A 23591-nucleotide genomic window follows, 5' to 3' on the forward strand; every position below is an offset into this window, starting at 1 on the left:
GCATGGCCGCAATATCGCGCAAGGAAATCCTCGAAAAATTCCGCAAGATGATCGCTGACGGCGTGCCGATCGTCGGCGGCGGCGCCGGCACCGGCCTGTCGGCCAAGGCCGAGGAAGCCGGCGGCATCGACCTGATCATCATCTACAATTCCGGCCGCTACCGCATGGCCGGACGCGGTTCGGCCGCCGGCCTGCTCGCCTATGGCAACGCCAACGAGATCGTCAAGGAAATGGCCTATGAGGTGCTGCCGGTGGTGAAGAAGACGCCGGTGCTGGCCGGCGTCAACGGCACCGATCCGTTCGTCATCATGCCGCTGCTGCTGGCCGAGCTGAAGACGATGGGCTTTTCCGGCGTGCAGAATTTTCCGACCGTCGGCCTGTTCGACGGCACCATGCGCCAGAGCTTCGAGGAGACCGGGATGGGCTTCGGTCTCGAGGTCGACATGATCGCCGAGGCGCACAAGCTCGACCTTCTGACCACGCCCTACGTTTTCAATCCGGACGAGGCGCGCGCCATGACGAACGCCGGCGCCGACATCGTCGTCGCCCATATGGGCGTCACGACAGGCGGCTCGATCGGCGCCACCTCGGCGAAAACGCTCGACGCCTGCGTGGCGGAGATCGACGCCATTGCCGATGCCGCGCGCTCGGTGCGCAAGGACGTCATCCTGCTTTGCCATGGTGGACCGATCTCGATGCCCGACGACGCGCGCTACATTCTGGAGCGTTGCGAGGGCTTGCACGGCTTCTATGGCGCGAGTTCGATGGAGCGGATGCCGGCCGAAGCGGCGATTACCAGGCAGACGGCGGATTTCAAGGCGGTCGCGCTTCACAACCAGACAACGCCGAAGAAAAAGAAGGGATGAGAGATGGCCGACAGGAGCAAGGTTTTCGTCTATCCGAAGGACGTCAGCGCCTTCGGCTTCGACTGGGGCAGGCTGTCGCTGACCGTCGCGCCGGAAGTGAACGGCTCGGAGCGGTTTTCCGGCGGCGTCGTCGACCTGCCGCCCGGCAAGGGTCACACCCGCCACAATCATCCCGGAGCCGAAGAGATCATCTTCGTCATCTCCGGCAATGGCGAGCAGATGGTCGAGGACGAGAAGGGCAATCCGGTGGTCGCGAAAGTCGGTCCCGGCTGCACCATCTACGTGCCCGAAAGCCGCTTCCATTCGACGCTCAACACCGGTGACCAGCCGATGCAGCTTTTCGTGGTCTACTCGCCGGCAGGACCCGAGCTTGCGCTGCGCGACCTGCCGGATTTCAGGTTGCTGCCAGTGGGCAAGTGATCTTCAGCGTTGCTGCCCCCTCATCCGGCCGCTTCGCGGCCACCTTCTCCCCGAGGGGAGAAGAGACGAGCGCCAGCCCTGACGCCCTCCTCTCCCCACGGGGAGAGGTCGGATTGCCCCGAATTGCCCTTGCAATTCGGTTGGCAATCCGGGTGAGGGGGAGCGCCGCCGCGCTAAGCCGCCCCACCCCTGTTCCACCCCCTGCCCCGGTCGCCGAACATCACATAGCCGGCGTCGGTCACCGCGACGGTGTCTTCCAGCTTGATGAAGCCGCGTGTCGGGTGAAGCATGGTCGTCTCGACCGAAAGCACCATGTTCTTTTCCAGCGGCCTTGCCGCATAGGTACCCTCATACGCGACCGGATGATTGGTCATCAGGAACGGCGCCTCATGCGTGATCAGCCCCATGCCGTGCGCGAAGAAATCCGTATAGGCCGCGACCTTCGAGGCCTTTAGAACGCTCTCCGCATGCGCGATCATGTCGCCACCCGGCGTGCCGGCCTTGACGTTGGAGAAGGCCGCCTGCTGCACGGTTTCGACTTCGGCCAGAAGATCCTCCAGCTCGGCATCCGGCTCGCCAAGCACGCCCATACGGCAAAGGTCGCCGATATAGCCGTGATAATTGCCGCCGGAATCGATCGACATCACCTCGCCCTTCTTCCACGCCTGGCTTGAAGCGGCGCGGTTGTGGCTGGAACCCAGCGTCAGCAGGCAATATTCGAAATGCGCGCCGCGATTGGTCTCCTCGCGCCTGAGCCGCTCGATTATGTCGGTCTTGCTCGTGCCTTCCCGCGCCCAGGCAATCGTCGCCAGCATGGAATCGGTGATGAGTTCGGAGGCGATGCGCAGCTGTTCCAGCTCGGCCTCCGTCTTGATGGCGCGCATGCGCTCCAGCATGTCGGTCGCGTCGACCAGCTTGGCATCCGGCAGCGCTTTGCGGATCAGCATATAGGCGTCCGACGGCAGGAAGCCGGGTTCAATGCCGATGCGGGCAGCGCCCTTGCCGATCTTACGCAGATGCTCCACCGCAAGATTGGCGGCATCGAGCGTGCCCCAGCAGGCGGCATGCAGCGTCGGCGTCCAGAACGGATGGTTCTGGTGCTCGCCGCCTTCCATCTTGTTGCCGATATAGGCGGCATGTTCCGGCCCGCCCTTCTCGTAAAGGACAATCGGCAGGTAGCGGCTGTGGCCGATCGCATCCATCGCAGCAAAGAAGATGAACTTGTAGCCGCCGAGCAGATACTGCGTGTTGTGCTTTGAGGTGGCGAAAAGCACGTCGATGCCGGCCTCTTCCATCAGCCGGTCCACCCGCGCCTGGTCGAACGGTACGCTGCTGACCTCGGTTTTGCCCGGAGCGATGTTCATCTGCCTCTCCCTGTTTTTCATCGGCCGCGAGGGCGCCGAACGTCATGATCTACGGCTGTCAGCCAAATCTGCATCATTTCGGCCGCTCTGGTCTAGCCAGAACTGATCACTTTCGCTTCAAAGGCACTCGGCCATCTCAATCTTGGTTCAGCTTTGTCATTATCTGGTCCTACCAGATAATGATAGTATGCCTCTTTCGGCTAGCTGGTCCAGCGGACGGAAATTTCAAAGCCAAGCCATGATGCGCCAAATCCGTCTCTGGCGAAACCTCTGACGAAGGCCATAATCACCGGTTGCCGCGCCTGCCACGGCGCGAAGAGGGGAGTTGAACGATGTCCGAATTGACGATTTCACGCCGCCGCCTGCTGACCGGCTCGGCGTTGCTTCTGGCCTCGACCGCGCTGCCGACCATCGGTTTCGCGCAGACGCCGAAGAAGGGCGGCCGGCTGATCGTCGCCGCCGATTCCGAGCCGCGCAACCTCAACCCCGCGATCGTCGCCTCCAACGGTGTCTTCTTCATCTCGAGCAAAATCGTCGAGACGCTGGCCGAGGCCTCCTTCGGCGGCAAGGACGGGCTTGAGCCGCGCCTGGCGCTTTCCTGGGAAGGTGCGGCCGACGGGCTGTCGGTGACCTTCAAATTGCGCGACGGCGTCAAATGGCATGACGGCAAGCCCTTCACCTCGGCCGACGTCGCCTTCTCGGCGCTGCAGGTCTGGAAGCCGCTGCAGAATCTCGGCCGCACCGTGTTCAAGGATCTTCAGGCCGTCGACACGCCGGACCAGCTGACGGCGGTCTTCAAATTCGCCAAGCCGACGCCGTTCCAGCTGATCCGCAACGCGCTGCCGGCGTTGTCGAGCGTCGTGCCGAAACATGTCTATGAGAACGGCAAGATCGAAGAGAACCCGGCCAACAACGCCCCGGTCGGCACCGGGCCGTTCAAATTCGCCGAATACAAGGCCGGCCAGTATTACCGGCTGGCGAAGAACGATTCCTACTGGGGCAAGGACGAACCCTATCTCGACGAGATCGTCTACCAGGTGCTGCCGGACCGCACGTCGGCCGCGGCGGCGCTCGAAGCGGAAGAAATCCAGCTCGCCGCCTTCTCCGCCGTGCCGCTCGCCGACCTCGACCGCATCTCCAAGGTGCCCGGCCTGAAGGTCATCACCAAGGGTTACGAGGGGCTGACCTACCAGCTCGTCGTCGAGATCAACCACCGCCGCAAGGAGCTCGCCGATCTGAAAGTACGGCAGGCGATCGCGCATGCCATCGACAAGGATTTCGTCGTCAAGACGATCTTCCTCGGCTACGCCGCAACCGCCACCGGCCCGGTGCCGAAGAACGATCCGCAATTCTACACCGCCGACGTGCTGACCTATGCCTTCGACGTCTCCGAGGCCAATGCGCTGTTGGACGAAGCCGGCTACAAGCGCGCCGACGACGGCAAGCGCTTTGCGCTGAAGCTGCTGCCGGCGCCCTACTTCAACGAGACAAAACAGTTCGGCGACTATCTGCGCCAGGCACTTGCCGCGATCGGCATCGACACCGAGATCGTCAACAACGACTCTGCCGCGCACATCAAGGCGGTCTACACCGACCACGCCTTCGACCTTGCCGTTGGCCCGCCCGTGTTCCGCGGCGACCCGGCGATCTCGACCACCATACTGGTGCAGAGCGGCATTCCCGACGGCGTGCCCTTCTCCAACCAGGGCGGCTACAAGAACGCCGAGCTGGATGCGCTGATCGCCAAGGCATCCGAGACGCTCGACACATCGGCCCGCACCGAACTCTACAAGGAGTTCCAGAGACAAGTCGCGGCCGACCTGCCGCTGATCAACGTCGCCGAATGGAGCTTCATTTCCGTCGCCCGCGATAGTGTCGGTAATATCGCCAACAACCCGCGCTGGGCGGTGTCAAACTGGGCGGACACCTATTTGGAATCGTGACACACTCGCGCGGATGAGAGTTCGCGAGACAATGGGGGCTTGGGCAAAGGCCGAGTTCCCGCCCACCCCCCTCTGTCCTGCCGGACATCTCCCCCGCAAGGGGGGAGATCAGCAGCCTCTCTGTCCCGCCAATTCTGCAACGTTGGAGATTGGCGACGCCAGTGATGACATCCAATCTCCCCCCTTGCAGGGGAGATGTCCGGCAGGACAGAGGGGGGTGCTCAAGCTCGGCATTTCCTATAGTCGGCATACCTCCAACCCACCGAGGCGCGCATGACCCGCGCCCTCCGCCTCCTCCGCCGCCGTCTCGTCGGCAGCATCTTCGTCCTGCTCATCGTCGTCATCGGCAGCTTCCTCTTGCTCGAAGCCGCCCCCGGTGACGCCGTCGACGCCTACATCGTTTCGACCGGCGGCGATGCCGGCATGATCGAACTGCTGCGCCATCGCTGGGGCCTGGACCAGTCGGAGCTGACGCGGCTAGCAAACTATCTCTGGGCCCTGCTGCATCTCGACCTCGGCCAATCCGTCACCTTCTCGCGGCCGATCCGCGAGATCATCCTCGAGCGCCTGCCGACCACACTGATCCTGATGGGCAGCGCCACCGCGCTCTCCTTCGGCCTTGGCTCGGCGCTCGGCATCTATGCCGGCGCCAGGCCCGGCAGCGTCCGCGACCGCTTCCTCTCGATCGGCTCGCTGGCGCTCTATGCCGTGCCCGGCTTCTGGCTCGGCCTCGTGCTCATCGTCGTCTTTGCCGTCGACCTGCGCTGGCTGCCGATCGGCGGCATCGAAACGATCGCGTCGGCCAAGACCGGGCTGGCACGGGCCGCCGACATCACCACCCATCTCGTGCTGCCGGTCTCGGCGCTCGGTTTCATCTATCTGGCGCTCTATCTGCGCATGATGCGCGCCGGCATGGCCGAGGCCTGGCGGCAGGATTTTGTCCTCGCCGCCCGCGCCAGGGGCCTGACGCGCCGCCGCATCGTGCTTGGCCATGTCGCCCGCAACGCGCTTCTGCCGTTGGTCACCATGCTCGGCCTGCAGTCGGCGCAGATGCTGGGCGGCAGCGTCGTCATCGAGAGCGTCTTTGCCGTGCCGGGCCTCGGCCGACTGGCGCAGGAAGCCGTCGCCGGACGCGACACGCCGCTGCTGCTCGGCATCATCCTGGTCAGCGCCGTCCTGGTCGTCGCCATCAACCTTCTCGTCGACCTCGCCTACGCCTTCCTCGATCCGCGCGTCGGCGCCAGCGAGGCAAGCGCATGAACCGCCTGCGCCGTTTCTTCCGCACGCCGGAAGCAATCGCCGGAGCAGCAATCCTCGCCTTGCTCATCGTGATGGCGCTGGCGGCGCCGCTGCTGTTTCCGGGCGATCCGCAGGCGATCGCCGGTCCGGCGCTGCTGCCGCCGTTCCAGGACTGGTCGCTGCCGCTCGGCACCGATCGGCTCGGCCGCGACGTGCTGGCCGAACTCTTTCACGGCGCCCGCACCTCGCTCGCCGTCGGGCTGGCGGCCGCCGCCGCGGCGCTCCTCATCGGCGCCGTGGTCGGCACATTAGCCGGCTTCGCTGGCGGACTGACCGACGAAGTGCTGATGCGCATCACCGATGCCTTCCAGACCGTTCCGAGCTTCCTGCTCGCGCTCGCCTTCGTCAGCATCGTCGGCCCCTCGCTTGGCGTCGTCGTCGCGGCAATCGCGCTCGGCGCCTGGACTGGACCGGCGCGGGTGGCGCGCGCGGAAGTCCTGTCGATCCGCGAACGCGACTATGTCGCCGGCGCCCGTGTCATCGGCATGCATCCGCTGGAGATCGCCTTTCGCGAGGTGCTGCCCAATGCCCTGCCGCCGGTGCTGGCGCTATCCTCTGTGATCGTGGCGGCGGCCATCCTCACCGAAGCAGCGCTTTCCTTCCTCGGTCTTGGCGATCCCAACCGCGTCACCTGGGGCGGCATGATTGCCGAAGGACGTGCGGTGCTGCGCACCGCACCGTTTCTGTCGATCGTTCCCGGTGTTGCTCTGGTGCTGACGGTGCTCGGCGTCTACCTCGCCGGTGAAGGTGTGGTTGAAAGCACCGCGGTGCGCAGGAGCCTGTCTTGAGCGCGCTGCTTTCGATCCGCGATCTTTCGGTGCGTTACCGCGGTGACGGTGTGGCGGCGCTGAAAGGTGTGAGTGTGGACGTCGAAGCCGGCGAGCGCCTGGCGATCATCGGCGAAAGCGGCTCGGGTAAGAGCACGCTGGCGCTGGCGGTTGCGGGGTTGCTGGCGGCATCGGCTAAGATTGAAGGGCGTATCGATTGGTTCTTGCAAGCGGGCGCTGGCGCCAAGGCACCCCCCTCTGTCCTGCCGGACATCTCCCCCTCAAGGGGGGAGATTGGCAGTTCCGTCGCTGGCGCTCACCTTGCGGCCTCGAAAATTGGCGAAGGCGCAGATTACGAGCTAATCTCCCCCCTAGAGGGGGAGATGTCCGGTAGGACAGAGGGGGGCGCGACGGAACGCCAACGTCTCCGGCCAAGCGACAAGACGCCTATCGGCGGCCGCGACATCGGCTTCGTCTTCCAGGACCCCTCCTCCAGCCTCGACCCGGTGATGCCGGTCGGCAAGCAAATCGCCGAAGTTGCCCGCACGCATCTCGATCTCAGCTGGCGAGACTCCTACGCGAAAGCCGCAACCCTCCTCGAACGCGTCCGCCTCCCCGACGCCACCCTCCGCGCCTACCCGCACCAGCTCTCCGGTGGCCAGAAGCAGCGCGTGGCCATTGCCGCCGCAATCGCCGCCGGGCCGAAGCTGCTCATCGCCGACGAGGCGACCAGCGCGCTCGACACCATCGTCCAGGCGGAGATTGTTGCCCTGATCCGCCGGCTGGTGGCCGAGGACGGCATGACGCTGCTCTTCATCAGCCACGACATCGCCCTTGCCGCCACGCTTGCCGAGCGCATCGCGGTGCTGCGTCACGGCGAGTTGGTCGAGCTTGGCGACACCGATCAGATCCTCAACGCCCCGCGGCATGCCTATACGCGCGCCCTGCTCGACGCTCATCTCGGCCTCGACGCGAAGCCTTTGCTTGACCGGCAAGGCGCTTCGGCATGACCGTGCTGGCCGTCTCCGATCTCGCGAAGCGCTACCGTCGCGGCGGCAAGCCTTTCGCGGCAGTCGACGACGTCTCCTTCGAGATCGGCCCGGCGGAGACGCTGGCGCTGGCCGGCCCGTCCGGCAGCGGCAAATCGACGATCGCAAGGCTGGTGTTGCGGCTGATCGAGCCCGATGCCGGCCGTGTCGACTTCGAAGGTGAAGACTTCCTCGCATTGTCGGGTGCTGCGCTGCGCGCGCGCCGCGCCCGCCTGCAGATGGTGTTCCAGGACCCGCTCGCCGCCTTCAATCCGCGCGCTACCGTAGCGCGCGTGCTGGACGATCCCTTACGCATCCACGACATTACTTCGCGCGCCGAGCGCCCGCGCCGGATCGCGGCGTTGCTGGAGCGTGTCGGCCTCGATGCCAACCTCGCCGCGCGCGCCATCCATGAGATTTCCGGCGGCCAGCGCCAGCGTGTGGCGATCGCCCGCGCCATTGCCTCGCGGCCCTCACTGATCGTGCTCGACGAGGCGGTTTCAGCACTCGACGTATCGGTGCGCGGGCAGATCCTGGAATTGCTACTCGATCTGCAACGGCGGGAACGGATCGCTTATCTGTTCATTTCCCATGACCTCGGCGTCATCCGGGCCGTAGCGCATCGTGTCGTCATCCTCGATGCCGGCCGGATCGCCGAGAGCGGCGACGCCCGCGCCGTTATCGGCAACCCGCAATCGGCGATCGGCAAGGCGCTTGTAGCGGCAACGCCCAAGCTCATCAGAAACCGACCATGATCTCGCAAAGTGGCAACCGGTTTGCGGACAAGATCATGGTCAAACAACAAGATCAGGACGTCTCATGACCGACCCCGCAGCCAGAGCCGAAAAACTGTCGCGAGAGCTCGATTCCGCTTTCCGCAACAGGGCCGACCTCTACCGCCTCTTTCTCGATGAACTGACCGCCGAGCTCGGCGCGGAGAGGGCCGAAGCGGTGATGATCCGCACCATCGAAAAGCGCGGCCGGGAGGTCGCGGCGACGGCTTTCGCCGATTTCGGCCCCAACGACGCGCCGGCGATCGGCGAGGCGTTCCTCGCCGTCAGCCCTGATGATGGTCGCATGTACCCGACCCATGTCGAGCGCGGACCGGATCACATCGCTTTCAAGGTGAAGCGCTGCCCGCTGAAGGACGCCTGGGTCGAGGCCGGCGTCGGCGAAGAGAAACTCGCCACGCTCTGCCGCATCGCCGGCGCCTTCGACCGTGGCCTTTTCGAGGCCACCGGCGTGCGCTTCGCCAATGTCACCTGGACGCCGGGCCATGGCTCCGGCTGCTGCCACATCGCGCTCACCAACCGGGACGCTTAGCCAGCTATGCTTCAGCTTGCCGGAAAGACGTGCAGCTCACCGCCCGCTTCGTCGATCGCGGTGCGCAGCGCCGCTGCCGGCTCGCTATCGGTGACGACATCGGAAATCTCGTTCAGCGCGCAGACGCGTTCGAGGCCGCTGCGGCCGAACTTGTCGTTGGTGACGACCAGCATCGTCGACAGCGACCGCCCCATCATCGCCCGCTTCACCGCTGCCGCGCCCGAGATCATGTCGCTCGGCCCCTCGATGTTCAGCGCCGATGCGCCGATGATGGCGACGTCGGCATTGTAGCGTCGCACGAATTCGACCGTGTCCTCGCCGAGCACGGCGGCCTCTCGGCTGTCATAGGTGCCGGGGCAAAGGATGACGCGGAAGCTGGGATTGGCGCCGGCCACCGAGGCGACGCCGATGGAGTTGGTGATGATCGTCAGGTCCCGGCCGAGTTGCGAAAGGCTGCGCGCGACCTCGTAGGTGGTCGATCCGCCATCGATCATCACGATGCGGCCTTTCTCGATCAGCCCGGCCGCGCCGCGGCCGACACGGGCCCGCTCCTCGACCATTGTGAGGCCGCGTTCGGCAATCACCGGTTCCGACGTCACCAGCGAGATGGTCGCCCCACCATAAGTGCGGTTGAGGAGCCCTGCCTCGCCGAGCTCGATGAGATCGCGACGGATGGTCTCGCCGGCGACGCCGATGCGCCGCGCAAGCTTCGAGATGCGGATCGATGCCGAGCGCCGGACCTCCGACAGGATCAACTCATGTCGCTCTTTTTTGGTCAGTCGGCCCGGCTCGATATTCATTGCCCTTCCTTCTCGGGATTCCTTCCCGGCGTGGCGACATTAGCCACGCCGGGAAAAGGAAACCAGCGTCAGTGCCGCAGCCGGTCGCGCATTGCGTACCACAGCATGCCGAGCACATAGAGCGGGCCGCGCAGCGCCGTGCCACCGGGGAACGGCAGCGGCGTCAGCGTCGAGAACAGGTCGAGCCGCGAGGCATCGCCCGTGATTGCTTCCGCCAAGAGCTTGCCCGACAATGTCGACAGGATGACGCCCTTGCCGGAATAGCCATGCGCGAAATAGACCTCGCCATAATGCCCGACATGCGGCAGGCGCGACGTTGTCACCGACACCAGCCCACCCCACGCATGGTCGATGCGGCAGCCCTTGAGTTGCGGAAAGGTCTTTTCCATATGCGGCCGCACGAAGCCGGCAATGTCGGCCGGCGGCGACGGCGTGTAGCGCTCGCCGCCGCCGAACAGCAGACGGCCGTCCGCCGACATGCGGTAGTAGTTGACCACGAACAGCGTGTCCGAGACGGCGACATTCGCCGGGATGACATTGCGCTCGCCCAAAGGCTCGGTGGCGACGATATAGTTGCCGACCGGCATGATGCGGCTGTTGACACGCGGCTCCAATCCCTGGAGCAGCGCATCGCCGGCCAGCACCACATGCCTGGCGCGGACTGACCCCTTGTCGGTGAACACCCGGATGGAGGGCTCCCGCTCCAGCCGGACGGCAACCGAGTTCTCATGGATGACGACCCCGGCCGCGCAAGCAGCGCGGGCGAGCCCCAGCGTGTAGTTGAGCGGATGCATGTGGCCGCCGAGCCTCTCGAACACCGCGCCCTGATAGGGCGTGTCCACCCTCTGCCGCGCCTCAGCCGCCGACAGGATCTCGACATCGGTAAACTTCATCACCTCGGCGAGGCACTCGGCTTCTTCCTCGAAGTCGCGCAAGTCGGAACCGTTGACGGCGCCGACCAGATGACCGGTCTGGCGCAAGTCGCACGCGATGCCGTGGCGCTCGATGATGTCGAGCACCAGCCCGCGCGCCTCGAAGGCGAGGTCGAACAGCGCCTTTGCCCGTTCCGGCCCGAAGCTTTTGACCAGGCCCCTGGCGCCCTTGCGCAAGCCTGGGATCATCTGGCCGCCATTGCGCCCCGAAGCACCCCAGCCGATCTTGCCGCCTTCGAGCAGCACCACTTTCAGGCCGCGCTCGGCCGCATGCAGCGCCGCCGACAGACCTGTGCAGCCGCCGCCGACGACAACCAGATCGGCCTCGACATTGCCGGCTAAAGCCGGATGGTCGGGCGCCGGGTTTGCGGTGGCGACATAGTAGGATTTGCCGATACCGAGACCGGAATTGAAACCTGTTGAACGCAAAGCCATGGTCACACCTTGAGCAGCAGATGGTCGCGCTCCCAGGACGTCACGACGCTCTGGAACAGGTCGAGCTCGACGCTCTTCACGCGCAGATAGGTCTGGAAGAAATCCTCGCCGAGCAGCGCCCGGACGGGCTCGCAGGCGGCGAAGCGGTCGAGCGCCTCCTCCATGGTTTTCGGCAGCGTGCTCTGGCTGCGATAGGCGTTGCCGAAGGCCTCTTCCGAGCGCGCAAGCTTCTCCTCGATGCCGAGATAGCCGGCGATCAGCGAGCCGGCCATGGCAAGATAGGGATTGGCGTCCGCTCCGGGCAGCCGGTTCTCGATGCGGCGCGCGGCGCGCCCGCCCATCGGCACGCGCAGTCCGCAGGAACGGTTGTCATGCGACCATTCGATGTTGGCCGGCGCGCTGTGGTTTGGCCGGACGCGCCGGTAGGAGTTCACGTTGGGCGCGAACAGCGGCATGATTTCGGGGATGTATTTCTGCAGGCCGCCGATGAAATGCGCGAACATCCTGGTGTCCTCGCCGTCTTTGCCGGCAAACAAGGGCTCGCCCGCCTCATCGACGATCGACATGTGCAGATGCATCGAGCTGCCGGCCTGTGCGGCGATCGGCTTGGCCATGAAGGTGGCGTGCATACCGCTCGCCTGCGCCGCCTGGCGCGCCAGGCGCTTGAACAACAGCACCTTGTCGGCAAGCGCCAACGGATCGCCATGCAGGAGATTGATCTCGAGCTGCGCCGTGCCGGATTCATGGATCAGCGTCTCGACCGGCAAGCCGGCTATTGCGGCATGTTCGTAGAGCCGCCGCGTCACCGCCTCGAATTCCTCGAGTGCCTGCATGTCGTAAGGATGCTGCACGCTTTCAGGCCGGCCGTTGCGCCCGATCGGCGCGGTCAAAGGCTGGTCCGGGTTGGGGTTGGGCGCCGTGAGATAGAACTCGAGCTCCGGCGCCATCACCGCGCGCCAGCCGCGCTGGCGGTAGAGGTCGAGCACGTCTCTCAGCACGTGGCGTGGCGAAGCCATCCACGGCCGGTCGTCCATGTGGAACGTGTCGGCGAAAACATAGGCTCTGCCGGTGCTGCCGGGCGCAAGGCATAGGCTCGAAACGTCCGGCACCATCCGCATGTCGGGATCCGAGTAGGCAAAGCCCTCGTCGATCGAGCCGGAATAGCGGCCATCTATGGCGACCAGGAAGGCGCTGCTCGGCAGGTATAGCGCGCGATCGTCGAGCGACTTCAAGAATTTGGCCACGGGTAGTGTCTTGCCGCGCAGCACGCCGTTGACGTCGGGCACGAGGCACTCGACCTCGCTGATCGCATGTGTCTTCAGCCAGCTTTGCGGGTCCGCGCCGGCGATCGAGGAGTCGTGATTGTCAGGCATTGGTCATGTCCGTACGAAGGAGAGATCGCTTCGGCGGGCATATCCGTTCCGGGTAGGGCGTTATCTAAGCTGCGTTATCCGAGGACGGACGCCCGCCTGATGACCGGCCGAAGGGCCGGGTTCAGCGCGCCCTGCACCCCTTCGGTCCAGCCGTCACGAACGACATGCGAGCCGACCTTGGTCTCCTCCGCACGCTGCAAATTCTCGTGGCGGCAGCAGCGCATGATCAGTGGTGCCCTGCGCGCGCAAACGAAATACCGCTGGCAAAAATCCAATGCCTTGCGCGGTATCGCTGTTTTGCAGTTTGCATGACGGGTCTCGTCGAAAACGGGACTTGAAGGTTTGACCGATCATCGGTCCCGGCGCAAGGCCGTTTGCCAAAGTGTCTCAGCCGATGCTCTCGCCGCCATCCACGACCAGCGCCTGTCCGGTCATGAAAGATGAACGGTCTGAGACGAGGAACAGGATCGCTTCGGCGATCTCTTCCGCACTAGCCCAGCGCCCCATCGGGATCTTGGTGCGGACATAGTTTTCGATCGCATCACGCCCGCCCATCTGGGCGATGAACGGCGCGTTGAACGGCGTGTCGACCCAGCCGGGGCAGAGCGCGTTGATGCGCACATTGTGCCTGGCGTAATCGAGCGACATCTGCCGGGTCATCGCCACCACGGCGTGCTTGGAGGTGGCATAGGCGATCATCTCGCGATCGTAGAAAACCCCGGAATTCGACGCGGTGTTGAGGATGACGCCACCGCCTTGGGCGATCATCGCCGGCATGACGGTCTTCGCCGCAAGGAACTGGGCCCGCACATTGATGCGCCACGAGGCATCCATCCCGTCCGTGCCCACTTCGGTCAGCGTGCCGCCGACCTGGATGCCGGCGTGGCTATGCAGGATATCGATCCGGCCGTGCTTGCCGAGCGTTCCCTCGATGAGACCCTCGACGGCAGTATCGTTGCCGACATCGGTGGCGACCGCCTCGGCGCGGCCGCCGGTCTCGCGGATATTGGAGGCCGTGGCTTCGCCCGCCGCCGGATCACGGTCGGCGATGACCACGACCGCCCCTTCCCTGGCCATGATCATCGCGCCGGCACGTCCGATGCCCGACCCGGCGCCCGTCACCACGGCGATACGGTCTTTCAAAATCATGGATCTGTCTTTCAAGGCGATGGCTTTCGCCGGCCGAGCTGCCATTGGGCGAGCAGGACGAGCAGGACCGACGCGGCGAGCACGATCGTCGCGATGGCGTTGATTTCCGGCGTCACGCCGCGCCGGATCGAGGCGAAGACATAGATCGGCAGCGTCGTCTGCGCGCCGGCGACGAAGAAGGCGATGATGAAGTCGTCGAAGGAGAAGGTGAAAGCGAGCAGGAAGCCCGCGATCACCGCCGGCATGATCTGCGGCAGCACGATCGAGCGGAACGTCGTCAGCGGCGTGGCGTAGAGATCGCTCGAGGCCTCGACCAAATTGCGGTCGAGGCTCGCGAGCCGCGTGCCGACGATCATCGTCACCAGCGCCATCGAGAACAGGCCGTGTGCGGCGATGATCGAGCCGTAGCCGAGTGAAAGCCGCGGCGGCTGGTCGGTCGGCCACAACGAGGCGAGGAACGGATTGACGACCGCGAAGAGTTGCACCAGAGCGACCAGCGTCGAGATGCCGATGACGACGCCCGGAACGACAATCGCCGCGCCCAATAGCGCGTCGAAGAGCGCCCGCGTCCGCGCACCGACCCGTTGCAGCCCGAGCGCCGCGGCCGTGCCGCAGAAGGCCGCGAGCAGCGCGCTGGTGGTGGCGATGAACAGGCTGTTCTTCAATGCCTCGACCAGGAAGGGATTGGACAGCGCCTTGCCGTACCATTGCACCGAAAAGCCGGTGAACTCGCTGGCATGGTGGCCGGCATTGAAGGAGAACAGCACGACCAGCGCGATCGGCAGATAGAGGAAGGCGAAGACGGCGACGACGAAGGCGCGCATCAGATCAGGTCCACCCGGCGTGCGCCCGAAAGCCGCGTCGAGATACGGTTGGCGGCGATCAGCACCACGACCGAGACCAGCACCAGCGTGATGGCGATGGCTGATCCGAAGGGCCAGTTGCGCGATTGCAGGAAGAGGTCGACCAGCGCGTTGCCGATGAAGAACACCTTGCCGCCGCCGAGCAGCGTCGGGATCAGGTATTCGCCAAGCAACAGGATCATCACCAGCGAGAAGCCGGTCATGACGCCGGGCAGCGATAGTCTGAGCGTCACGCCGAGGAAGGTCGACACGGGCGTCGCGCCGAGATCGGCAGAAGCCTCGAGCAGCCGGCGGTCGAGCCGCTCCAGGCTGACATAGATCGGCAGGATCATCAGCGGCAGATAGCCGTAGACGATGCCGAGCAGCACCGCGCCCGGCGTGTTGATCAGCCTGAGATCCTCGATGCCGACATAGGCGAGCAGCGCCGGGATGCCGCGCCCGCCGAGGATGTACATCCAGGCATAGGTGCGCATCAGAAGGCTGGTCCAGAACGGAATGACGATCATCGCGAGCAGGATCAGCCGCCAGCGCTGCGGCGCACGCAGCGCCAGGTAGTAGGCGACCGGATAAGCGACGAGCAGGCAGGCCAAAGCGCCGACCGGCGCCAGCACCATCGTGTTCCAGAAGGCGGTCGCCCGCGCCGGCAAATTGGCATATTGCGCGAACGTCAGCGCTGCCTGATAGCCGCCTTCCGGCGCTCGCTCGCCAACGCTGAAGATGGCGATGGCGACGAAGGGCAGCACCAGGAACACGACCAGCCACAGTGCCGCCGGGGCGAGCAGCAGCGCCGTCACGAGGTTTTTGCGAAAGAGACTGCCGCGCATCGGGAAAACCGGTTGGGCGCCGGCGGACTTTCGTCCACCGGTCGCATTGTCTGGTTCTGGTTTGTGGGCGGTCTCGCTCAAGCCGACTTGAAGCGAGCCATCAGCTCGGCGCGCCCGGGATCCGTCAGCGTCGCGGCGGCGCCGAATTCCAGCGGCTTCAAAAGCTCGGCCGCTGGATAAAGGATCGGGTTGTCGAGCACTTCCTTGGGCAGCAGCGCGTTGACCCGCGCGTCGGTCGAGGGCGCGCCATTGGCCAGATGCTCCTTCACCGCCACCTTCGGGTTCATCAGATAGTTGAGCAGCGCATAGCCGGCCGGCTTGTTCGGCGCATCCTTCGGAATGGCGTAGAAGTCGGTCCAGATCTCGCCGCCTTCCTTGCCGAGCACATAGGCGATTTCGGGGATGTCGCGATGGAGCTGCGCGCCGTCATTGGTCCAGCACATCGTCATCCAGGCATCGCCCGCACGCATTCCCGGCTGGTAGTCACTCGACACCGCAAACAGATGCGGCTTGACCTTGAGCAGCAGTTCCTCTGCCTTGGCGAGCTCGTCCTGCTTCAGCGAGTTGAACGAATAGCCGTAATATTTCAGCGCGTTGCCGATCGTGGTGAGCTGATAGTCATGCACCATGGCGCGGCCGTCGGCCTCAGTCATGGCCGTGTCCCAGAACTCCTTCCAGCTCGACATCGGCTTGGCGAGCTTCTTGGTGTTGACGGCAAAGCCGGTCGTGCCCCAATTCTTCGGCACGGCGTAGATCGTGCCGTCGATCGTGCCTTCGGCGGTGAAGCGCGCATCTTCCGACTTGCCGTCGAAATTGCCGAGCTTGGCCATGTCGAGCGCTTCGATGATGCCGAGCTTCTTGTAGGTCGAGATGGTGTAGTTGGTCGGCACGAACAGGCTCCAGCCCGAGCCGCCGGCCTGCAGCTTGGCCAGCATCTCCTCGTTCGACCCGAAGACGTTGACCTCGACGGCCACGCCTGTCTCGGCCTTGAAGTTCTCGAAGGTCGCCGGATCGTGGTAATTCGGCCAGGTAGCGATCGACATCCGGTCGCCCAGGCTCTCGGCGGCGAGGGCCGGCGTCGGCATGATGCCTAGCTCGCGCGCCATGACCGCGGTGGCGACGCCGAGGCCGGTGAGGCCGAGGAAGTCGCGACGGCTGATCGAGCCGCGCTTCAGGCGCATCAACTGGTCGACGAATTTATCAGGGCTTATCGGCAGTCCGTCACGATAGGATTTCGGCATTTTGGTCTTCCCTCTGGTTTGTCCCGTTGTTCTTGGCGTGCGGAAACGCCAGCGGCGCTCCGGCGGCAAAGCCGATGGCGACGGGTTCGCCCGGCTTGAAGAGATTGCCCTGGCCGATCACGTGGTCGGCCTTGGCGAGCAATGATCCGATGCCCTGGACCTCGATCGCGTATTCCGCCGTCGAGCCCAGGAAAATCCGGTTGCGCACGATGCCTTTCAACGCGCCGCCTCCCGGCGCCGAGAGGCTGAGCGATTCCGGCCGCAGGCTGACGGATACGGCCGCGCCGCGATTGAGCGGCACCCGCTTGCGCGCCGAAATCACCGTGCCGTCGGCAAGCGCGACATCGACCAGGTCGCCGGAAAGACCGGCCACCTTGCCGCTGATGAGATTGGTTTTGCCGACGAAATCCGCGACGAACAGATCGGCCGGCTCGTCATAGATCTCGCTCGGCTGGCCGAGCTGGACGACGCGGCCGCCATTCATGACGCAGACGAAGTCGCTCATCGACAGCGCTTCCTCCTGGTCGTGCGTGACCAGCACGAAGGTGATGCCGATCTCGCGCTGCAGGTTCTGCAGCTCGATCTGCATGTCGGTGCGCAGCTTCTTGTCGAGCGCGGCCAGCGGCTCGTCGAGCAGCAGCACCGCCGGCTTGTTGACCAGCGCCCGGGCGAGCGCGACGCGCTGCTGCTGGCCGCCGGAAAGCTCGTGGATCTTGCGGCGGCCGTAGCCGGCGAGCTGCACCATCGAAAGCGCCTCGCCCGCCCTCTGGCTGATCTCGCGCGACGACAGCCGCGGCCTCGCCTGGCGCAGCCCGTAGGAGATGTTGTCCTCGACATCGAGATGCGGGAACAGCGCATATTGCTGGAACACCATGTTGACCGGGCGCCGGTAGGGCGGCGTTCCGGCCATGTCGCGGCCGCGGATCAGCACCTGGCCCTCGCTCGGCTGCTCAAAGCCGCCGATCATGCGCAGGCACGTCGTCTTGCCGCAGCCGGACGGGCCGAGCAGCGCGACGAAGGCCGAAGGCGGGATGGCAAGGTCGATGCCGCTGACCGCCGTGACGGCGCCGTAGCGCTTGGTGACGGCGCGAAACTCGATATCGGGCACAGCAGTCAAGCCACGGGCTCCAGCGACAGCGTGAGGCAATGTCTTGACGCTAGCAGAGCCAATGGCGCCTAGTATATACCTCGCGGGTGGTATATTTGGATGATTTTATCGTTTAGAGGGGTATGGATTGGCCGCCTCCCGCAGTGACGACTACAACGCGTTAGCCGCCGTGATCGCCGCGTCGCGCGAGACCGGCGGTGACCATTTCGGCAAGGCGATCGTCGGCTGGCTGCGCGGACATGTCCGTTTCGATCATTGCGTGATCTTCGGCTATCGGGGTGCCGGGCGGCCGCCGCTGCTGTTCGAAACCTTCTCGCCGGCGGAGAGCCACATCTTCGTCGCGCTTTACCAGGAAGGGCCCTATCTGCTCGACCCGTTCCACCACGCCGCGGTCGAGCGCAAGGAAGGTTTCTGGCGCATGCGCGAGCTTGCCCCGGACCGCTTCTATGCCAGCGAATACTACCGCTCTTATTACAGCCAGACCCGCCTCGCCGAGGAGGTCGGCTTCTTCGTGCCGCTGGCCGGCAAGGATGCGCTGGTGCTGTCGCTGATGCGGCTGCGCGCCACCGGGCCATTCGGAACCGCCGACGCCCGGCTGCTGCGCGATATGGCGCCCGCGGTGATCGGTTTGTGCAAGCAGCGCTGGCCGGCTTTGCCCGCCGACGAGGTTGCGGCCCAACCCTCCGGCGAAACCGTCGCGATGGCCAACGAGCTCGACCGCGCCCATATCTGGAAGAGCCTGTCGCTGACGTCACGCGAAAAGCAGGTGGTCGACCTGGTGCTTCAGGGCCATTCCACGGAATCGATCGCCAGGGCGCTCAGGATCGTGCCGGGGACCGTCAAGGTCCATCGCCGCAACATCTATCGCAAGCTCAAGATCAAATCCCAGGCCGGTCTCTTCGCGCGCTTCGTCGAGATTATCGACGGGCGGATTGGCTGACTTCGGGATGCACCGGGTCGACAGCCGCAAACACCGCGCTCGCCTCGCTGACGATGGAGACGTGGTCCCTGGCGGCCTTGCCCGCAGCCGCGCCGTCGCCGCGCATGATTGCGGTGACGATCACGTCATGTTCCTGCCAGGATTTGGCCAGTCGGCCCGGCAGCATGAACTGCGCGCGCCGGAACGGCGCTAGCCGGCTGCGCGTCATCACGGTCAGATCATGGACATGCGTGTTGTGGGCGCCGCGATAGAGCCGGGTGTGGAACTCGGTGTTGAAATACTCATAGTCCTCCTCGGCGCCCATCTGCACCAGCCGCGCCGAGGCCAGATGCTCGATCTCCAGCGAGCGGCGCTCGCCGCCGGTCATGCGCTCGGCCGAGAAGCGCGCGCAGATCGCCTCCAGCTCGGCCATGCTTTCGAACATCGAGGCGAGATGTTCCTGCGTCACCACGGCAACGATGGCGCCCCGGTTGGGCCGCCTTTCGACCAGCCCCATGGCGCTCAAATGCCCGAGCGCCTCCCGAACGGGCGTCCGCGAGACGTCGAAGCGGGCGGCAAGCGAGCCCTCGTCGAGCCTTTCGCCGGGGCGCAGATAGCCGGTGACGATGCGATCCGCGATCGCCCTCACCATCTGATCCACGGTCGTGCCCGACCTGACCAAGCTGCGCTTTCCAGACACGTCTCCTCCGTCCGGTTTATTGCAGGCAGGCCCGCGACGCGGATTGCTCACGGGCTGGTTTCGACTCAGGCTGTGTCCCTGTATGCCTATATTTTAAACTCGATGTCAAATTGATCACTTTTAGGGCAAAAAGTGCATGCACTTGCCTCGCCTTTATGCAGAACTTCTAAAATCACACATTGATTTTATTACAAAAAATAAGCCATTTAAACTGGCACAGCGATTGCATGCACTTTCTTGACGAGACATCAACCGACCCGGAGCCGGGTCCAAGAAAGGGGAGCATTCGATATGATCGACAAATTCATGCTTAGCCGCCGCGATCTGCTCAAGACCTCCGCCGCCGGAGCGGCGCTCGGCCTGGCCTCGGCAGCCTTTCCGATCCGCAGGGCACGTGCCGCGGCGGCGACCGTCGGCTTCATCTATGTCGGTCCGAAAGACGACTACGGCTACAACCAGGCGCATGCCGAGGGCGCCGCGACCCTGAAATCCATCGAAGGCATCTCCGTCGTCGAGGAGGAAAACGTTCCCGAGACGGTCGACGTGCAAAAGACGATGGAATCGATGATCAATCTCGACGGCGCCTCGCTGATCTTCCCAACCTCCTTCGGCTATTTCGACCCGCACATGCTTGCCATGTGCGCGAAGTTTCCCGACGTGCAGTTCCGTCATTGCGGCGGCATGTGGAACAAGGACAAGCACCCGATGAACGCCGGTTCCTATTTCGGCTATATCGGCATGGGCCAGTACCTGAACGGCGTCGTCGCCGGTCACACCACCAAGTCGAAGAAGCTCGGCTTCGTCGCCGCCAAGCCGATCCCGCAGGTCCTGCTCAACATCAACTCCTTCTTGCTCGGCGCGCGCTCCGTCGATCCGGCGATCACCTGCCAGGTGATCTTCACCGGCGAATGGTCGCTGGCGGTCAAGGAAGCCGAGGCCACCAACGCGCTGGTCGACCAGGGCGCCGACGTCATCACCTGCCATGTCGACAGCCCCAAGGTCGTTGTCGAAACCGCCGCCGGCCGCGGCGCCTTCGTCTGCGGCTATCACGCCAATCAGAGCCCGCTGGCGCCTGAAAAATACCTGACCGGCGCGGAGTGGAACTGGGGCAAGGTCTACAAGATGTTCGTCGACGACCTCGTCGCCGGCAAACCGCTGCCCAATTTCACGCGCGGCGGCCTGGCCGACGGCTTCGTCAAGATGAGCCCGCTCGGTCCCGCCGTCGGCGAGGCGGCCCGCAAGCAATTCGACGCAACCCTGGCCGAAATGATGAAGGGCGGCTTCTCTGTCATCAAGGGCCCGCTGAAGAGTAACAAGGGCGCCGTCGTGGCGACGGAAGGCCAGGCCTTCGCCGAGACCGCCATCGAGCTCGAAAGCATGGACTATCTCGTCGAGGGCGTCGTCGGCTCGACGGCCTGAGCAGGCCGGGGAGACGGGACGATGACGGATACCGTGAGCGGCGCGGATGCGCCCGCCATTCTCTCCGCGGGGGGATATCGGGCGATGCTCGAATGGACAGCCAGGCGGGCGGAGGCTTTCGTCATTCCACTCGCGGCGCTGATCGCCGGCATGGTGCTGTTCAGCCTGTTCATCTTGGCTGTCGGCAAGTCCCCGGTCCAGCTCTACGAAACGATGTGGCGGGGCGGCTTCGGCTCCTGGTTCTCGATCCAGAACTCGCTGTCGCGCGGCGCGCCGCTCTTGCTTACGGCGCTCTGCGTGGCGCTGCCCGCGCGCCTCGGCCTCGTCGTCATCGGCGGCGAAGGCGCCATCGTGCTGGGCGGCGTCGCTGCTGCCGCCATCGGCACGGCGTTGAACGGCGCTCCATCCTTTCTCGTTATCCTTCTCATGGGCGTGGGGGGCGTAGCCGCCGGCGGCATCTGGATTGGTGCCGTCGGCGCGCTCCGCCACTACCGCGCCGTCAACGAGACCATCTCCAGCCTGCTGATGGCCTACATCGCCATCGCGCTGATGAACCACCTCGTGGAAGGGCCGCTGCGCGATCCGGCCTCGCTCAACAAGCCCTCGACCCAGCCCCTGGCCGACATCTACCGCATCGGCAACATTCCGGGCATGGAGGTGCATTGGGGCCTCGTCGTGGGCATCCTCGCCTGCATCCTCTCCTGGCTGCTGATCGAAAAGACCCGGTGGGGCTTCGCCGCCCGCATCGCCGGCGGCAATGTCAGGGCGGCGCAGGTGCAGGGACTTGCGGTGGGCCCGCTGATCGTCGGCTTCACCGCGCTCGCCGGTGGTTTCGCCGGCCTTGCCGGTATGCTGGAAGTCGCGGCCGTGCAAGGCAGCGCCAACGGCTCGCTTGCGGCCGGCTACGGCTACACCGGCATCCTCGTCGCCTTCCTCGCCCGCCACAATCCGCTTGCCATCATCCCCGTCGCCATCCTGCTTGGCGGCATCGATGCATCCGGCGGCCTGATCCAGCGCCGCATGGACCTGCCCGATGCGACCGTGCTGGTGCTGCAGGGCATGCTCTTCATCGTCATCCTGTTCAGCGAAACCTTTTACGGCCGCTTCAAGCTCTTCAACCCGGACCTCTGGCAGAGGAGCACCTGATGGAAACGACCGATATCGGCCTGTGGGGCGTTCCGCTTGCCATGCTGGGCGGCGCCATCCGCGTGTCCACGCCCTTCATCTTCGTCTCGCTCGGCGAAGCCATCACCGAACGTTCCGGCCGCATCAATCTCGGCCTCGAGGGCACTCTGGTGTTCGGCGCCATGAGCGCCTACGCGGTGGCGGTCATGACCGGCTCGCCATGGCTCGGCCTAGCGGCCGCGGCGGTCGCCGGCCTCTGCTTCGGTCTCTTCCATGGCTGGATCTGCAAATTCCCAAAGGTCAACGACATCGCCATCGGCATCGCCCTGATGCTGTTCGGCACCGGCCTCGCCTTCTTCTTCGGCAAGCCCTTCATCCAGCCCTCGGCGCCGGACCTGCCGGCAATCCCCTTCGGCGCATGGTCCGACATTCCGCAGGTGCAGGCGGCGCTCAACGTCAACGTGCTGTTCCTGATCGGCGCCGCACTCGCGGTCTGCCTCTGGTGGGCGTTTCGCAACACGCGCATCGGCCTGATCGTGCGCGTGGTCGGCGACAGCGCCGATGCCGCGCGCGCCATGGGTCTCAACCCGAACATGGTGCGCCTCCTCGCCACCGGTGTCGGCGGCGCGCTGGCCGGCATCGGCGGCGCCTACCTGTCGCTCTATTATCCCGGCAGCTGGACCGAGCGCATCTCGTCCGGCCAGGGGCTGATGGCGGTTGCGCTCGTCATCTTCGCCCGCTGGAACCCGCTCGGCTGCTTTGCCGCCGCCCTTCTATTCGGCGGCGCCGGCGCCTTGGGTCCAGCGCTGCAGTCGGTGGGCGTGACGCAAGGCTACTACCTCTTCTACGCCGCGCCTTACATCCTCACCCTCATCATCATGATCGCCACCTCGTCGCCGAGCCGCACCCTCGCCGGCGCGCCCGGCGAGCTCTCGATCACCAAATGACTGTCTTCCCACGAACCGCTCCCGAGACCGGAGTTTTTTGCAATGGACGCCAGAGCCGAGATCACCCAGCGCTACATCGACGCCGATCCTTATCCCTGGCCCTACAATGGCGAGCTGAGGCCGGACAACACGGCGCTGATCATCATCGACATGCAGACCGATTTCTGCGGGCCGGGTGGCTATGTCGACCATATGGGCTATGACCTGTCGCTGGTCAGGGCGCCGATCGAGCCGATCAAGTCGGTGCTCTCCGCCATGCGGGCCAAGGGGTATACCATCATCCATACGCGCGAGGGCCATCGCCCCGACCTCGCCGACCTGCCCGCCAACAAGCGCTGGCGCTCGCGCCGCATCAATGCGGGCATCGGCGATCCCGGCCCATGCGGACGCATCCTGGTGCGCGGCGAACCGGGCTGGGACATCATTCCCGACCTTTACCCGATCGAAGGCGAGCCGATCATCGACAAGCCCGGCAAGGGCTCGTTCTGCGCCACCGATCTCGAGCTGATCCTCAACCAGCGCGGCATCGAAAACATCGTGCTCACCGGCATCACCACCGATGTCTGCGTGCACACCACCATGCGCGAGGCCAATGACCGCGGCTTCGAATGCGTGATGCTGGAGGATTGCTGCGGAGCGACCGACTACGGCAATCATCTGGCGGCGATCAAGATGATCAAGATGCAGGGCGGCGTTTTCGGCGCGGTCTCGAACTCCGCCGCGCTCATCGCCCGGCTGCCATGAGG

The 23591-nt window shown here is 65.0% G+C and carries 23 protein-coding genes; 13 read left to right on the forward strand and 10 right to left on the reverse strand.

The genetic code is table 11. The features are described from left to right. The first annotated feature begins 2 nt into the window (after positions 1-2). Both RFM98_RS19000 and RFM98_RS19005 read left to right on the forward strand, forming a co-directional pair. Positions 3-866, forward strand: coding sequence for a phosphoenolpyruvate hydrolase family protein (locus tag RFM98_RS19000; protein ID WP_320310313.1), 864 nt, complete (start codon positions 3-5; stop codon positions 864-866). Between the two features lie 3 nt (positions 867-869). Next, positions 870-1286, forward strand: coding sequence for a cupin domain-containing protein (locus RFM98_RS19005; RefSeq protein ID WP_320310314.1), 417 nt, complete (start codon positions 870-872; stop codon positions 1284-1286). Positions 1287-1459: 173 nt separating this feature from the next. On the opposite strand, the gene RFM98_RS19010 is transcribed toward RFM98_RS19005, so the two are convergent. Then, positions 1460-2650: a M24 family metallopeptidase gene (locus RFM98_RS19010; protein WP_320310315.1), complete on the reverse strand. Its 1191-nt coding sequence runs from the start codon at positions 2648-2650 to the stop codon at positions 1460-1462. A 332-nt stretch (positions 2651-2982) separates the two neighbouring features. On the opposite strand from RFM98_RS19010, the gene RFM98_RS19015 reads away from it, so the two are divergent. The 6 genes from RFM98_RS19015 to RFM98_RS19040 all read left to right on the forward strand — a co-directional run bounded on the left by RFM98_RS19015 (position 2983) and on the right by RFM98_RS19040 (position 9010). After that, positions 2983-4593: an ABC transporter substrate-binding protein gene (locus RFM98_RS19015; RefSeq protein ID WP_320310316.1), complete on the forward strand. Its 1611-nt coding sequence runs from the start codon at positions 2983-2985 to the stop codon at positions 4591-4593. A gap of 273 nt (positions 4594-4866) precedes the next feature. Then, a complete protein-coding gene (locus tag RFM98_RS19020) occupies positions 4867-5853 on the forward strand; it encodes an ABC transporter permease (protein ID WP_320310317.1) in 987 nt (328 codons plus the stop codon). Beyond that, positions 5850-6680, forward strand: coding sequence for an ABC transporter permease (locus RFM98_RS19025; protein WP_320310318.1), 831 nt, complete (start codon positions 5850-5852; stop codon positions 6678-6680). Before RFM98_RS19020 ends, RFM98_RS19025 begins: the two co-directional genes overlap by 4 nt. Beyond that, the gene (locus tag RFM98_RS19030; RefSeq protein ID WP_320310319.1) at positions 6677-7669 is read left to right on the forward strand and encodes an ATP-binding cassette domain-containing protein; all 993 of its coding nucleotides are present in this window, start codon (positions 6677-6679) and stop codon (positions 7667-7669) included. The genes RFM98_RS19025 and RFM98_RS19030 overlap by 4 nt, the downstream gene beginning before the upstream one ends. After that, a complete protein-coding gene (locus RFM98_RS19035; RefSeq protein WP_320310320.1) occupies positions 7666-8442 on the forward strand; it encodes an ABC transporter ATP-binding protein in 777 nt (258 codons plus the stop codon). The genes RFM98_RS19030 and RFM98_RS19035 overlap by 4 nt, the downstream gene beginning before the upstream one ends. A gap of 64 nt (positions 8443-8506) precedes the next feature. Continuing rightward, positions 8507-9010, forward strand: coding sequence for an L-2-amino-thiazoline-4-carboxylic acid hydrolase (locus RFM98_RS19040; protein ID WP_320310321.1), 504 nt, complete (start codon positions 8507-8509; stop codon positions 9008-9010). Between the two features lie 11 nt (positions 9011-9021). On the opposite strand, the gene RFM98_RS19045 is transcribed toward RFM98_RS19040, so the two are convergent. The 8 genes from RFM98_RS19045 to RFM98_RS19080 all read right to left on the reverse strand — a co-directional run bounded on the left by RFM98_RS19045 (position 9022) and on the right by RFM98_RS19080 (position 17744). After that, positions 9022-9810: a DeoR/GlpR family DNA-binding transcription regulator gene (locus RFM98_RS19045; protein WP_320310322.1), complete on the reverse strand. Its 789-nt coding sequence runs from the start codon at positions 9808-9810 to the stop codon at positions 9022-9024. 68 nt (positions 9811-9878) lie between these two features. Beyond that, positions 9879-11177 (reverse strand): NAD(P)/FAD-dependent oxidoreductase, encoded by a 1299-nt coding sequence (locus RFM98_RS19050; RefSeq protein WP_320310323.1) that lies wholly within the window; start codon positions 11175-11177, stop codon positions 9879-9881. Between the two features lie 2 nt (positions 11178-11179). Continuing rightward, positions 11180-12550: a glutamine synthetase family protein gene (locus RFM98_RS19055; RefSeq protein ID WP_320310324.1), complete on the reverse strand. Its 1371-nt coding sequence runs from the start codon at positions 12548-12550 to the stop codon at positions 11180-11182. Between the two features lie 387 nt (positions 12551-12937). Continuing rightward, positions 12938-13699, reverse strand: coding sequence for an SDR family NAD(P)-dependent oxidoreductase (locus RFM98_RS19060; protein ID WP_320310325.1), 762 nt, complete (start codon positions 13697-13699; stop codon positions 12938-12940). A gap of 11 nt (positions 13700-13710) precedes the next feature. Continuing rightward, positions 13711-14523 carry an ABC transporter permease gene (locus RFM98_RS19065; protein ID WP_320216941.1) on the reverse strand — a complete coding sequence of 271 codons (813 nt, stop codon included), beginning with the start codon at positions 14521-14523 and terminating at the stop codon, positions 13711-13713. Beyond that, positions 14523-15386, reverse strand: coding sequence for an ABC transporter permease (locus RFM98_RS19070; RefSeq protein ID WP_320310326.1), 864 nt, complete (start codon positions 15384-15386; stop codon positions 14523-14525). The genes RFM98_RS19065 and RFM98_RS19070 overlap by 1 nt, the downstream gene beginning before the upstream one ends. A 77-nt stretch (positions 15387-15463) precedes the next feature. Continuing rightward, positions 15464-16627 (reverse strand): ABC transporter substrate-binding protein, encoded by a 1164-nt coding sequence (locus RFM98_RS19075; RefSeq protein WP_320310327.1) that lies wholly within the window; start codon positions 16625-16627, stop codon positions 15464-15466. Beyond that, a complete protein-coding gene (locus tag RFM98_RS19080) occupies positions 16608-17744 on the reverse strand; it encodes an ABC transporter ATP-binding protein (RefSeq protein ID WP_320310328.1) in 1137 nt (378 codons plus the stop codon). Before RFM98_RS19080 ends, RFM98_RS19075 begins: the two co-directional genes overlap by 20 nt. Positions 17745-17862: 118 nt before the next feature. On the opposite strand from RFM98_RS19080, the gene RFM98_RS19085 reads away from it, so the two are divergent. Next, the gene (locus RFM98_RS19085; RefSeq protein WP_320310329.1) at positions 17863-18675 is read left to right on the forward strand and encodes a helix-turn-helix transcriptional regulator; all 813 of its coding nucleotides are present in this window, start codon (positions 17863-17865) and stop codon (positions 18673-18675) included. On the opposite strand, the gene RFM98_RS19090 is transcribed toward RFM98_RS19085, so the two are convergent. Further along, a complete protein-coding gene (locus tag RFM98_RS19090; protein ID WP_320310429.1) occupies positions 18653-19306 on the reverse strand; it encodes a GntR family transcriptional regulator in 654 nt (217 codons plus the stop codon). The genes RFM98_RS19085 and RFM98_RS19090 overlap by 23 nt on opposite strands. A 339-nt stretch (positions 19307-19645) precedes the next feature. Between RFM98_RS19090 and RFM98_RS19095 the strand changes: the two genes are divergently transcribed. The 4 genes from RFM98_RS19095 to biuH are packed head-to-tail and all read left to right on the forward strand — an operon-like array spanning position 19646 to position 23589. Further along, complete coding sequence (locus RFM98_RS19095) at positions 19646-20773, forward strand: BMP family ABC transporter substrate-binding protein (protein ID WP_320310330.1); 1128 nt, start codon at positions 19646-19648, stop codon at positions 20771-20773. Between the two features lie 21 nt (positions 20774-20794). Continuing rightward, positions 20795-21919, forward strand: a complete 1125-nt coding sequence (locus RFM98_RS19100) for an ABC transporter permease (RefSeq protein ID WP_320310331.1) — start codon at positions 20795-20797, stop codon at positions 21917-21919. Then, the gene (locus RFM98_RS19105) at positions 21919-22845 is read left to right on the forward strand and encodes an ABC transporter permease (RefSeq protein ID WP_320310332.1); all 927 of its coding nucleotides are present in this window, start codon (positions 21919-21921) and stop codon (positions 22843-22845) included. Before RFM98_RS19100 ends, RFM98_RS19105 begins: the two co-directional genes overlap by 1 nt. Before the next feature lie 42 nt (positions 22846-22887). Then, a complete protein-coding gene (biuH, locus tag RFM98_RS19110; protein WP_320310333.1) occupies positions 22888-23589 on the forward strand; it encodes a biuret amidohydrolase in 702 nt (233 codons plus the stop codon). The last annotated feature ends 2 nt before the right edge of the window (positions 23590-23591 follow it).

The sequence above is a fragment of the Mesorhizobium australafricanum genome, assembly GCF_033977265.1.
Classification (GTDB): domain Bacteria; phylum Pseudomonadota; class Alphaproteobacteria; order Rhizobiales; family Rhizobiaceae; genus Mesorhizobium; species Mesorhizobium australafricanum.